This window comes from Amycolatopsis sp. WQ 127309, assembly GCF_023023025.1.
Classification (GTDB): domain Bacteria; phylum Actinomycetota; class Actinomycetes; order Mycobacteriales; family Pseudonocardiaceae; genus Amycolatopsis.
Window position 1 is genome coordinate 2517393 of sequence record NZ_CP095481.1, and the last position, 12675, is coordinate 2530067.

Here is a 12675-nt window from a genome sequence, read left to right on the forward strand (position 1 = left end):
CGTGAGAGCACGCATATTGCCACTCATCCATACCAAAGCACAGCACTGTCGAGTTACAGCGAAGTTTCGCAACGCTTCAACCAGCGTGGGAGTGTCGCGCGTTGGTGGGCACGTAGGTGAGGATGTCGTTCATGAACGCGATCCCGCCCCGGCTGCCCCCCTCCGGTCGACGCGCGCGGAAGGCGACGACCCGCCGGATCACCCGGCCGGGTGCCCGGTTCGACGGCTACCTCTCCCCGGAACGTCCGCACGCGGACGCCTACGACGAGATGTTCGCCGACGACGGCACGGTCCGCGGCCCGTACCGGGCGCTGTACGAGTCGATCGCGGCGCTCGACGCGCACGACCTCAACTCCCGGTCGCTCGCGCTGGACCGGGCGATGGTCGACCAGGGCATCACGTTCTCGCTGTCCGGTCAGGAGCGGCCGTTCCCGCTGGACCTGGTGCCGCGGGTGATCCAGGCAGCCGAGTGGTCGAAGCTCGAACGCGGGGTGGCGCAGCGGGTCCGCGCGCTCGAGGCGTTCCTCGCCGACATCTACGGCGACCGGCAGATCCTGCGTGACGGCGTCTTCCCGCGCCGGCTGATCACGTCGTGTGAGCACTTCCAGCGCGAGGCGTACGGCATCAACCCGCCCAACGGCGTGCGCATCCACGTGTCCGGTGTGGACCTGGTGCGCGACGAGGAGGGCACCTTCCGGGTGCTGGAGGACAACCTCCGCAACCCGTCCGGGGTGTCATACGTGATGGAGAACCGGCGGACGATGGCGCGGGTCTTCCCGGACCTGTTCGCCCAGCACCGGGTGCGGCCGGTCGGCGACTACGCGTCGCACCTGCTGCGGGCCCTGCGCGCGGCGGCCGCGGCGAACGTCGCCGACCCGATGGTCGTGGTGCTCACCCCCGGCGTCCACAACTCGGCGTACTTCGAGCACTCGCTGCTGGCCCGGCTGATGGGCGTCGAACTGGTCGAAGGCCGCGACATGTTCTGCCGTGACAACGTCGTCTACCTGCGGACCACCGAGGGCGAGCGCCAGGTCGACGTCATCTACCGGCGGATCGACGACGAGTTCCTCGACCCGGTGCACTACCGGCCGGACTCGGTGCTCGGCATCGCCGGCGTGCTCAACGCGGCGCGCGCGGGCAACGTCGTCGTCGCGAACGCCATCGGCAACGGCGTCGGGGACGACAAGCTCGTCTACACCTACGTGCCGGAGATGGTGCGGTACTACCTCGGCGAGAAGCCGCTGCTGCCCAATGTGGACACCTACCGCTGCTGGCTGCCGGACGAGTTCGACTACGTGATGTCGCACCTCGACGAGCTGGTCGTCAAGCCGGTCGAAGGCTCCGGCGGGTACGGCATCGTCTTCGGGCCGGAGGCGACGCCGGCGGAGCTGACGGCGTTGCGGCGGAAGGTGCGGGCGAACCGGCGCGGCTGGATCGCGCAGCCGGTGGTGCAGCTGTCGACCGTGCCGTCGAAGGTGGAGGACCGGCTGGCGCCGCGGCACGTCGACCTGCGCCCGTTCGCGGTCAACGACGGCAAGGACATCTTCGTGCTGCCCGGCGGGCTGACCCGGGTGGCGCTGCCGGAGGGCAGCCTGGTCGTCAACTCGTCGCAGGGCGGCGGCTCGAAGGACACGTGGGTGCTGGCCTCCCGGACGTCCACCGCCGAGCGCGAGCTGGAACAACCGGCGCTGGGCGCGGTGTCCACTGTGGACGGAATGGTCGCGGAGCAGGGTCCCGAGCTGTCTCTGTCCCAGCAGCAACAGCAGCAGCAACAGCAGAGCTAGGGGGTTCGAAATGCTGGCACGCAACGCGGAGTCGCTGTACTGGATCGGCCGGTACGTCGAACGCGCCGACGACACCTCGCGGATCCTCAACGTCTCGGTCCACCAGCTGCTGGAGGACGCGAGCGTCGACTCGGACCACGCGAGCCGTCAGCTGCTCGCCGTCCTGGGCATCGAGTCGGAGGGCACCGAGTCCCTCGACGTCTGGAAGCTGACCGAGCTGGTGGCGTACGCGAAGGACAACCCGGCGTCGATCGTCGGGTCGATCAACTCGGCCCGCGAGAACACGCGCGGCGCCCGCGAGGTCGTCTCGACCGAGCTGTGGGAATGCCTGAACGCGACGTGGAACGCGGTGCCGGACCGCCAGCGCTACGCCCGGCGCGCGGGACCGCACGCGTTCCTGTCGTTCGTCGAGGAGCGCGCGGCGATGTTCGCCGGCCTCGCCGACTCGACGATGAGCCGCGACGACGGCTGGCTGTTCATGGTGCTCGGCCGGTCGATCGAACGCGCCGACATGGTCGTGCGGCTGCTGCTGTCCCGGGTTTCGGACCGCGCGTCGTCGCCCGGCTGGATCACGGTGCTCCGCTCGGCCGGCGCGCAGGACACCTACCTGCGCACCTACCGCGGCGCGCTCGACGCGGGCCGCGTCGTGCAGTTCCTGTTGCGGGACACGCTGTTCCCGCGGTCGGTGTTCCACGCGCTGCGGCAGGCGGAGGAGTGCCTGCAGCGGCTCGACACCGGTGGCGCGTCACGCAACAACGAGAAGACCGAGGCGCTGCGCGAACTCGGCCGGGCCCGCAGCGAACTGGAGTTCCTGCGCCCGTCGGACCTGCTGACCGACCTGCCGCGGCGGCTCGGGACGCTGCAGACGTCGATCAAGGAGATCGGCGAGGCCGTGTCCATGCAGTACTTCAGCACGTCGCCGTGGGTGGCGTGGAGCGGTGCGGAGGTTTCGCTGTGACCTGGCAGCTTCGGGTGGCCCACCGGACGGGGTACCGGTACGCGACGCCGGCCACGCAGTCGTACAACGAGGCGCGGCTGACCCCGCGCTCTGACCGCCGTCAGACGACGGTGGCGACGCGCATCGAGACGACGCCCGCGACCCGCGCGTACCGGTACACCGACTACTGGGGCACGGTCGTGACGTCGTTCGACCTCCACGCGCCGCACACGGAGTTCACCGTGCTGGCGACGTCGGTGGTCGAGACGGCCGACGAGGCCGAGCCGATCCGCGTGGCGTCGTGGAAGGACCTGCGCAGCGACACGGTCGTCGACCACCGCACGGAGTACCTGACGCCGACCGACTACACCCCGCGTGACCTCGCGCTGGCCCGCGAGGCCCGAGCGCTGCGCACCGGCCTCGACCCGGCGGAGGCGGTGCTGGCGGTGTGCGAATGGGTGCACAAGCAGCTGAAGTACCAGCCGGGCACGACCGGCGTGCACTCCACGGCGACGGACGCGTGGAACGCGCGCGAAGGCGTCTGCCAGGACTTCGCGCACGTGACGCTGGTGATGCTGCGCGCGATCGGCATCCCGGCGCGGTACGTCTCGGGCTACCTGCACACGAGGCGGGAAGCGAAGCTCGGCGAAGTGGTGGAGGGCGAGTCACACGCCTGGGTCGACGTCTGGACCGGCGGCTGGTGGGCGTACGACCCGACGAACGCGATCCCGGTGGGGCCGCGGCACGTGTGGGTGGCGATGGGCCGGGACTACGCGGACGTGGCGCCGCTGAAGGGCATCTTCACCGGGGGCGGGCAGTCCACTTTGGACGTCTCGGTCCACCTGACCCGCCTTGCGTAACTCTCCGTATACCGCACTTTCGCTATGAAAGTGTTGTGGAGGGGTGTCCTCCGGCTCACTTTCACAGCGAAAGTGCGGCTTGGGTCAGCCGCGGGCGTGGGCGTCCAGGATGTGTGCGACGGCCTCCGTGACCTGCTGTGCGTACTCCAGGTGCAGCCACTCGTCCGGCACGTGGATGTTCGAGTCCGAGCCGCACGCTCCCGTGACCAGGAACTGCGCCGCCGGGTACTTGCGCGACAGCAGGCCCATGAACGGGATCGAACCGCCCATGCCCGTCGCGCGGTGCGGCTGGCCGAAGACGTCGTCGCTGATGCGGCGCAGGGCCGCCGTCAGCCAGGGGGACTCGGCCGGCGCGTTCCAGCCGTCCTCCGACTGCGGGTTGTCGCCGAAGGTCACCTTCGCGCCGTACGGGACGTCCGTTGTCAGGGTCCGCTTCACGGCTTCGAGCGCCTTCGCGGCGTCGGCCGTCGGCGGGAGGCGGAAGCTCAGCGTCAACGTCGTGCTCTCGCGCAGGACGTTGCCCGCGTCGGCCGGCTTCGGGAAGCCGTCGGCGCCGATGATCGACAGCGTCGGCCGCCACGCGTTGTTGAGCATCAGCTCCAGCGCGTCCTCGGTGATCACGCGACCGCCCTCGACCAGCGGGAACGCCTTCGACAGCGCCTCCGGGAAGTCCTTCGAGACGGCCTCCAGCTCGGCCAGCCGGTCCGCCGGGACGTCGACCTTCAGCTCGTCGAGCAGCAGCTCACCGGTGGCACTGTCCTCGAGGCGCTCGATCAGGCTTCGCAGAATGCGGAACGAGCTCGCGACGACGCCCGAAGCGACGCCGGAGTGCTGCGCCGAGCCCAGCAGCTGGACGTTGACGTCCAGGTGCAACATCCCGCGCAGGCTCGTGACCAGCCACAACCGCTCGTAGTCGCTGCCACCGGCGTCGAGGCAGACGACCAGCGAGACCTCGCCGATCCGGTCGGCCAGGTGCTCGACGTAGGCGGGCAGGTCGGGGCTGCCGGACTCCTCGCCGGTCTCCAGCAGCACGACGATCCGGGCGTGCTCGCCGCCGGCGGCGTGCACGGCTTCGATCGACGTCGTCGCCGCGTAGCCGGAGTAGCCGTCGTCGACGGAGCCGCGGCCGTACAGCCGGCCGTCGCGGATCACCGGCGTCCACGGGTCGAGACCCTCGGACCAGCCGCCCACCGGGGGCTGCTTGTCCAGGTGGCCGTACATCAGGACGGTGCCCTCGGCCGCCGCGCCCGGGGTCGCCGGGACGTCGACGAGCAGCAACGGGGTCCGGTCCGGCAGCTCGACGACGTCGATCGTCGCGCCCGGCAGGTCGCGCGCGGCAATCCACGCGCGGACGTGCTCGACGGCGGCGGCCAGGTGCCCGGTCTTCGCCCAGTCGGCGTCGAACGCCGGGGACAGGGCGGGGATGGCCACCAGCCCGGACAGGCTCGGGATGACGTCGTCGGTCCAGCCGGACACGACGGATTCACGCACGGTTTTCGGTTCCACGACGTCCATCGTGCCACGGAGATCCCGCCGTGCGGCACATCACAAGGTCGACTCCGCAGGGCACAAAGACGCACACGCACAGGCACGTACGCACGCGGCCACGCCTGGTGAACGCGCGGACCGACGCCCTACTCTCGTAGGTCCAATGCTCGGGCTTCCTAGCGTTTTGCCTGTTCAGAGCCCGTTTCTCAGCAACAAATCAGCAACCGCGTCTGACCAAGACGTGGACCTTCGTGCCAGGATGTCGGCGTGAACCGTCAACGCCGACGGTGACCGAGCGCTTCGGAGACCCGAAACGCTGGTCCCCGCCGGTGCAGTCGCTGTGGTCGCCACAAGCGGCCGCCAGAGGCACCGACACCGAGGAGCAACGCCCATGCCGTCCGAACAGTGGACGCACCCGGAGCCTGGAGATGGACCGGCCGCCGTCGCGGCCCAGCCTTCCCCCGAGCAGGTGATCGCCGGATTGCGAGCGACCAGCGAAGGTGGCGCTGAGCTGACTCAGCTGCTCACCCCCGAAGGCGAGCGGGTCCCGTCGCCGCAGTTCGACAAGTACGTCGACGACATCGACGACGAAGCCCTGCGCGGCCTGTACCGCGACATGGTGCTCGTCCGCCGCGCGGACCGCGAGGCCAACGCGATGCAGCGCCAGGGCCAGCTCGGCATCTGGGTCCCGCTGCTCGGCCAGGAGGCCGCGCAGATCGGCTCCGGCCGCGCGCTGAAGCAGAACGACATGGCGTTCCCCAGCTACCGCGAGCACGGCGTCGCGTACGCGCGCGGGGTCGACATGAAGGACCTGCTGGGCATCTTCCGCTGCACCGACCACAGCGGCTGGGACTACAAGGCCCACGGCTTCCACCCGTACTGCATCGTCATCGGCAACCAGGTGCTCAACGCCGCGGGGTACGCGATGGGGCAGCGGTTCGAGGGCAAGGTCGGCGACGACGACGGCGAAGCCACGATCTGCTACTTCGGTGACGGCGCGACCTCGCAGGGCGACGTCCACGAGGGCTTCGTCTGGGCCGCGGTCTACGACGCGCCGCTCGTGTTCTTTTGCCAGAACAACCAGTGGGCGATCTCCGAGCCGACCGAACGCCAGTCGCGCCTGCCGCTCTACCAGCGCGCCCGCGGTTACGGCTTCCCCGGCATCCGCGTCGACGGCAACGACGTCCTGGCCTGCCTCGCGGTGTCCCGCTGGGCGCTCGACGAGTGCCGCCACGGCAACGGCCCGGTGCTGATCGAGGCGTTCACCTACCGGATGGACGCGCACACGACGACCGACGACCCGTCGCGCTACCGGCTCTCCGACGAGCTCGAAGAGTGGAAGCTCAAGGACCCGATCGAGCGCGTCCGGGCGTTCCTGGCCCGCAAGGGCGGCGCCGACCACGACTTCTTCGACCAGGTCCAGGCCGAGGCCGACGCCTTCGCAGCGGACCTGCGCGAGTACACGTTCAACATGCCGGAGCCGCCGCCGGAGCGGATCTTCAGCAACGTCTACGCCGAGGGCAACCCGGTGCTGGACGCGCAGCGCGAAGAGTTCCTGTCCTACCTCGACGGCTTCGCAGCGGCGGGTGAGCACTGATGACCGACCTCCAGAAACTCACCATCGGCAAGGCGCTCAACCTCGGCCTGCGCCGGGCGATGGAAGAGAACCCCAAGGTCCTGATCATGGGCGAGGACGTCGGCAAGCTCGGCGGCGTCTTCCGGATCACCGACGGCCTGCAGAAGGACTTCGGCGAGCAGCGCGTGCTGGACACGCCGCTGTCCGAGTCGGGCATCATCGGCACCGCGGTCGGCCTGGCCGTGCGCGGGTTCCGGCCGGTGTGCGAGATCCAGTTCGAGGGCTTCATCTTCCCCGGGTTCGACCAGATCTCGTCCCAGCTGGCGAAGCTGCACTACCGGACGCAGGGCAAGATCAAGATGCCTGTCGTGATCCGGGTGCCGTTCGGCGGCGGGATCGGCGCGGTCGAGCACCACTCCGAGTCCCCGGAGTCGCTGTTCGCGCACATCCCGGGCCTGAAGGTCGTCTCGATCTCGAACGCCGTCGACGCCTACTGGGGCATCCAGGAAGCGATCAAGTCGGACGACCCGGTCCTGTTCTTCGAGCCCAAGCGGCTCTACCACTCGGGCGCGTTGCGCGCGGAGATCGACGTCGCCGGCACGCCGGCGCCGGTGTTCTCCTCGCAGGTCGTCCGCGAGGGCACGACGGCGACGGTCGTCGCGTACGGCCCGACGGTGAAGGTCGCCCTCGACGCGGCCGCCGCGGCCGCGGACGAGGGCAAGTCCCTCGAGGTCATCGACCTGCGCACGCTCTCGCCGCTGGACCTCGGCCCGGTGTTCGAGTCGGTGCGCAAGACCGGCCGGCTGATCGCGCTGTCGGAGGCGCCGTCGGAGTCGTCGCTGACGTCGGAGATCGCCGCGCGCGTCCAGCAGGAGTGCTTCTACTCGCTGGAGGCGCCCGTCCTCCGGGTGACCGGGTTCGACACGCCGTACCCGCCGGCCAAGCTCGAGGAGCACTACCTCCCCGACCTGGACCGGGTGCTGCACACCATCGACCGCTCGCTCGCCTGGTAAGGGGGATTCCGCGTCATGCCAACGTTCAAGCAGTTCCCCCTGGCCGACACGGCCGAGGGGCTGACCGAAGCCGACATCCTTTCGTGGCACGTCAAGCCGGGCGACACGGTGACGGTCAACCAGATCGTGGTCGAGATCGAGACCGCGAAGGCCGCCGTCGAGCTGCCGATCCCGTGGGCCGGTGTGGTCACGGAGCTGCACGTCGAGCCGGGCCAGACGGTGGAGGTCGGCACGCCGATCCTCACCATCGACGTCGACCCTGGCGGCGCGGCGACTCCGGCTCCGGCCGCTTCTCCGGCCGCCGCTTCGGCTCCGGCCGAGGAAGAGGAGATGAAACCGCTGGTCGGCTACGGCTCCAAGGCCGTCGTCACGCAGCGGCGGGCCCGGAAGGGCGCGGCTCCCGCGGCCGCCGTCGCTGCTCCTGCACCCGCTCCCGTCGCGCCCGCTGCTCCTGCACCTCGGGGCGGTTACGTGCCGCTGGCCAAGCCGCCGGTGCGGAAGCTGGCCAAGGAGCTGGGTGTCGACCTGCACGCGCTGACCGGCACCGCCGACGGCGGCGTCATCACGCGGGACGACGTCCACAAGGCGGCCAACGGCTCCGCCCCGGCCGCCGCGGCTGTGTCCACTGTGGACTCGGGCTACGACCCGGCCACCCGCGAGCGGCGCGTTCCCATCAAGGGCGTCCGCAAGATGACCGCGGCCGCGATGGTGCAGAGCGCGTACACCGCCCCGCACGTCACGGAGTTCCTGACCATCGACGTCACGCCGATGATGGAGTTCCGGGAGAAGCTGAAGAAGTCGCGGGAATTCGCCGGCGTGAAGGTCACGCCGCTGACGTTCGCGGCGAAGGCCGTGTGCCTGGCGGCGAAGCGCACGCCGGACATCAACGCGGTGTGGGACGAGGCGGCGCAGGAGATCGTCTACAAGGACTACGTGCACCTCGGGATCGCGGCGGCCACGCCCCGCGGCCTGATCGTGCCGAAGGTCCGCGACGCCGACTCGCTGTCGCTGAAGGAACTCGCGGGCGCGCTGACCGCCTTGACGGAGGTCGCCCGCCAGGGCAAGACGTCCCCGGCGGACATGGCGAACGGCACGATCACGATCACCAACGTCGGCGTGTTCGGCGTCGACACCGGCACGCCGATCATCAACCCGGGCGAGTCCGCGATCCTGTGCCTCGGCGCCATCAAGGACCAGCCGTGGGTCGTGGACGGCGAGATCAAGGTCCGCAAGGTGCTGCAGCTGTCGCTGAGCTTCGACCACCGCGTGGTCGACGGCCAGCAGGGCTCGGAGTTCCTGGCCGACGTCGGCGCCCTCTTGTCCGACCCAGCCATGGCGATGACCTACTGACGTCCTGAAGGTCCGTGAAGGCCTCCTTACCGGCTCTTACGGCCGGTAAGGAGGCCTTCACGGCTTTCGCCGTCGGCATACTCGCTTGACGGAGTGAGCACTCACTCCGCACACTGGTGGCATGACACCAGCACCCGAAACCCGGCGTAGAGCGCCGGGCATGAGCGCCGAAGCCCGGCGCAGCATGATCGTGCACGCGGTGCTGCCCCTGCTGATGGAGCACGGGGCCACCGTCACCACGAGCCAGATCGCCCGCGCCGCCGGCATCGGCGAGGGCACCATCTTCCGCGCGTTCAAGGACAAGGACGAGCTGTTCGACGCCTGCACGGCCGAAGCCCTGCGTCCCGACCACGTCCTCGACGCCATCGCCGAGATCCCCGTCGACCAGCCGCTCGAAGACCGGCTCGTCGAAGCCGCCGAAGCGCTCGGCGCCCACCTCGAGCGGATGGGCGCGCTGATGGGCGCCCTCCACGCGTCCGGCCGGATCAAGCACCGCGACCCCGAGCAGCGCCTGCGCGGCAGCTGGAAGGGCGGCCGCCGGGAGTCGATGGCCGCCATGCGCGGCGCGATGACCGAGCTGTTCGAGCCCGAGAAGGACCGGCTGCGGCTGTCGCCCGAGCACCTGGCCGCGCTGTTCCTCACCATGCTGTTCGGCGGCCGCCGGATGGCCCCGGACGACGACGCGCCCACCACGCGCCAGGTGGTCGATCTGTTCCTGCACGGCGCGTTGGAGGCTGAATGATCCCGGGTGGTGGGGGCGGGATGGAGTTCGCGATCGCCCGGCGCGGCCGGCGGCGAGCCATCTCGACGGTCCCGGACAGCGGGCTGACCGGCCCGGTCGACATCCCGGAGCCGAAGCAGGACGACCAGCCGAAGGACTGGCGTTCCCGGCTGAAACGCGCGAAGACGTCGGTCTCGGGCACGGTCCGCGGCCTGCCGAAGGTCGTGAAGCTGACCTGGCAGGCGAGCCCGATCCTAACCATCCTGCTGGCGCTGATCACGCTGCTGTCGGGCCTGCTGCCGACGGTGACCGCGTACATCGCGAAGCTGCTGCTCGACTCGGTCGTCGCGGCGATCCAGCACCGCGGCACGACGATGGACATCGTCAACGTCGCGTTGTTCCAGTTCGGCGTGCTCGTCGCGACCGCGGTCAGCAGCGCGGTGACGTCGATCGCGCAGACGTTGCTGCAGGAACGCATGACCCTGACCATCCGCCACCAGGTGATGGCGCACGCCAGCGAGCTGCACCTGGCCTACTTCGAGGGCTCGGCGTCCTACGACATGCTGCGCCAGGCCGCGCAGGAAGCGCCGACGCGCCCGCTGTCGATGATGAACTCCGCGCTGGGGCTCGTGCGGACGCTGATCACGTTCGGCAGCATGATCGCGCTGCTGGTGGCCGTCAGCCCGCTGCTGGCACTGGTCGCGTTGCTCGCGCCGATCCCGGCGTTCATCTCGCAGTCGAAGTACGGCTCGCGCGCGTTCTGGCTCACCTTCCTGATGTCGCCGATCAAGCGCCGGATGGACTACCTGTCTTCGCTGGTCACGACGGACACCTACGCCAAGGAGACGAAGCTGTTCGGGCTCGGCCCGTACTTCGTCGACCGGTTCCGCCGGCTCGGTGTCGTCTCCTACGAGCGGCAGCGGAAGCTGACGATCAACCGCAACATCAGCTCGACGTCCTGGGGCCTGCTGAGCACGTTCGTGGGATCGGCGATCGCGTTGTACATCGCGCTGGAAGCGGTCGGCGGACGGCTCACGCTCGGCGACCTGGCGCTGTACACGGCCGCGGCGACGTCCGTGCAGACGTCGGTGTCCGGGCTGTTCACGGCGTTTTCCGGGATGTACGAGAACAACCTCTACCTCGACACGCTCTACCGCTTCCTGGGCACGAAACCGGAGATCACGGCGCCCGCGGAGCCACGGCCCATACCGTCCACAGTGGAGGGTCACATCGAGTTCGACTCGGTGACCTTCGCCTACCCGGGCGCGGAGGAGCCGGCGCTCGACGGCGTCAGCTTCGAGATCCGCCCGGGCGAAACAGTCGCTGTGGTGGGCCGCAACGGCGCGGGCAAGTCGACGCTGTTCAAGCTGCTCTGCCGGCTCTACGACCCGACCGGCGGCCGGATCCTCCTCGACGGCGTCGACATCCGCGAGTACGACCCGGACGAGCTGCGGACGCGGATCAGCGCGATGTTCCAGGACTACGTGACCTACCAGGGCACGGCGGCGGAGAACATCGGCCTCGGCGACCAGAGCCGGCTCGAGGACCGGCCCCACATCGAGGACTCGGCCCGCCGAGCCGGGGCCGACGAGCGCATCGAGCGGCTGCCGAACGGCTACGAAACGCCGTTGGGGCGCTGGTTCGACCAGGGCGTCAGCCTGTCCGGTGGCGAGTGGCAGAAGATCGCGCTGGCCAGGGCGTTCCAGCGCGAGGCGCCGATCCTGATCCTCGACGAGCCGACGTCGGCCCTGGACGCGCAGGCGGAGCACGACCTGTTCGCACGCCTGCGCGAACTGTCCGAGGGCCGCACGACGCTGTACATCTCGCACCGGTTCTCGACCGTGCGCCAAGCGGAGCGGATCCTGTTGCTGGAGCACGGAAAGGTCGCCGAGTACGGCACGCACGAGCAGCTGATGGCGGCGAAGGCGGGCTACGCGGACCTGTTCACGCTCCAGGCGCAGGCGTACCTGGACGAGATTCCGAGCTAGGGCACGAGAAGGACCTTGCCGACGCCTTCGCGGCTCTCGACGCGGGCGTGCGCCTCGACGACGTCGTCGAGCGCGTACGTCCGGTCGATCACGGGTGTCAGCGTGCCGTCACCGACGAGGCCCAGCGCCTCGCCGGTGGCGGCGCCGGCGTCCTTGCCGTAGGCGTCCGGCCCGCCGAAGCCGATCAGCGTGAGCCCACGCGGGATGAGGTCGGCGACCGTGATCACCGGAAACTCGCCGCTGAGCAGGCCGTACGCGAGAACCCGCCCACGCGGCACGACCTTCGGCAGGACTTCGGCCGCCCGCGGCCCGCCGATCGACTCGAAGACGACGTCGATCCCGTCGGGGACCTGGGTTCGCCAGTCCGGATCGTCGTGGTCGAGCACGACGTCGGCGCGGGGAACGGCCTTCCCGCCACCGGCGGTCGCGATGACCCGCGCGCCCGCGTCCTTCGCCAGCCGCGTCAGGTAACCGCCGATCGCCCCGGACGCGGCTTCGACCAGCACGGTCTCGCCATCGCCGACGTTCGCGGTCCTCAGCAGCACCACGGCCACCGACGCGGGCACGGCGGCGGCGACCGCGCTTTCCGCGGAGACGTGCTCGGGAACCACGGTGTACCTGCTAGAGGCGACGACTTCGGCGTAGGCGCCGCCGACGTAGGACATGCTGACAACGCGTTTGCCTTTCAACGCGGGATCGTCAGCCTCGATGACAACGCCCGCGGCCTCGTGCCCGAACACCGCGGGCTCCCCACCGGGCAGCATCCCGGCCCGCAGCTGGGTTTCGTAGAACGGCACCGAGATCGCCCCGACACGGATCAGCACCTCGCCTTCACGGCGCGCGGGCTCAGGTCGTTCCTCGACCTTCAGCACGCCGGGACCACCAGTGCCGTGCTGCACCACTGCTCGCATGTTGTTTCTCCCCAGCAACTGGACCATCGGTCAACTTACGGTCGCCT

At 69.9% G+C, this 12675-nt stretch carries 10 protein-coding genes; 8 read left to right on the forward strand and 2 right to left on the reverse strand.

Annotated features, from left to right (window positions below; all coding sequences use genetic code 11):
- Nucleotides 1-122: 122 nt before the first annotated feature.
- Genes MUY22_RS11510 through MUY22_RS11520 form a run of 3 tightly spaced genes read left to right on the forward strand, consistent with a single transcriptional unit; the run spans nucleotide 123 to nucleotide 3581 of the window.
- Nucleotides 123-1784 carry a circularly permuted type 2 ATP-grasp protein gene (locus tag MUY22_RS11510; RefSeq protein ID WP_247059454.1) on the forward strand — a complete coding sequence of 554 codons (1662 nt, stop codon included), beginning with the start codon at nucleotides 123-125 and terminating at the stop codon, nucleotides 1782-1784.
- A 10-nt stretch (nucleotides 1785-1794) separates the two neighbouring features.
- Nucleotides 1795-2742 (forward strand): alpha-E domain-containing protein, encoded by a 948-nt coding sequence (locus MUY22_RS11515; RefSeq protein WP_247059455.1) that lies wholly within the window; start codon nucleotides 1795-1797, stop codon nucleotides 2740-2742.
- Nucleotides 2739-3581 carry a transglutaminase family protein gene (locus tag MUY22_RS11520; protein WP_247059456.1) on the forward strand — a complete coding sequence of 281 codons (843 nt, stop codon included), beginning with the start codon at nucleotides 2739-2741 and terminating at the stop codon, nucleotides 3579-3581. Before MUY22_RS11515 ends, MUY22_RS11520 begins: the two co-directional genes overlap by 4 nt.
- A gap of 84 nt (nucleotides 3582-3665) precedes the next feature.
- Here the strand turns inward: MUY22_RS11520 and MUY22_RS11525 are convergent, their stop codons facing one another.
- Nucleotides 3666-5087 carry a M20/M25/M40 family metallo-hydrolase gene (locus tag MUY22_RS11525; RefSeq protein WP_247059457.1) on the reverse strand — a complete coding sequence of 474 codons (1422 nt, stop codon included), beginning with the start codon at nucleotides 5085-5087 and terminating at the stop codon, nucleotides 3666-3668.
- Between the two features lie 373 nt (nucleotides 5088-5460).
- Between MUY22_RS11525 and pdhA the strand changes: the two genes are divergently transcribed.
- From pdhA to MUY22_RS11550, 5 genes are all read left to right on the forward strand, one after another.
- The gene (pdhA, locus tag MUY22_RS11530; protein ID WP_247059458.1) at nucleotides 5461-6666 is read left to right on the forward strand and encodes a pyruvate dehydrogenase (acetyl-transferring) E1 component subunit alpha; all 1206 of its coding nucleotides are present in this window, start codon (nucleotides 5461-5463) and stop codon (nucleotides 6664-6666) included.
- Entirely contained in the window at nucleotides 6666-7658 is a 993-nt protein-coding gene (locus tag MUY22_RS11535; protein ID WP_247059459.1) for an alpha-ketoacid dehydrogenase subunit beta, read from the forward strand. Before pdhA ends, MUY22_RS11535 begins: the two co-directional genes overlap by 1 nt.
- 15 nt (nucleotides 7659-7673) lie before the next feature.
- Entirely contained in the window at nucleotides 7674-9008 is a 1335-nt protein-coding gene (locus MUY22_RS11540) for a dihydrolipoamide acetyltransferase family protein (protein WP_247059460.1), read from the forward strand.
- Nucleotides 9009-9168: 160 nt separating this feature from the next.
- The gene (locus MUY22_RS11545; RefSeq protein WP_247059462.1) at nucleotides 9169-9750 is read left to right on the forward strand and encodes a TetR/AcrR family transcriptional regulator; all 582 of its coding nucleotides are present in this window, start codon (nucleotides 9169-9171) and stop codon (nucleotides 9748-9750) included.
- Nucleotides 9751-9770: 20 nt separating this feature from the next.
- Nucleotides 9771-11717 (forward strand): ABC transporter ATP-binding protein, encoded by a 1947-nt coding sequence (locus MUY22_RS11550; protein WP_247059465.1) that lies wholly within the window; start codon nucleotides 9771-9773, stop codon nucleotides 11715-11717.
- On the opposite strand, the gene MUY22_RS11555 is transcribed toward MUY22_RS11550, so the two are convergent.
- Complete coding sequence (locus tag MUY22_RS11555; RefSeq protein ID WP_247059467.1) at nucleotides 11714-12628, reverse strand: zinc-binding dehydrogenase; 915 nt, start codon at nucleotides 12626-12628, stop codon at nucleotides 11714-11716. The genes MUY22_RS11550 and MUY22_RS11555 overlap by 4 nt on opposite strands.
- Nucleotides 12629-12675: the final 47 nt, after the last annotated feature.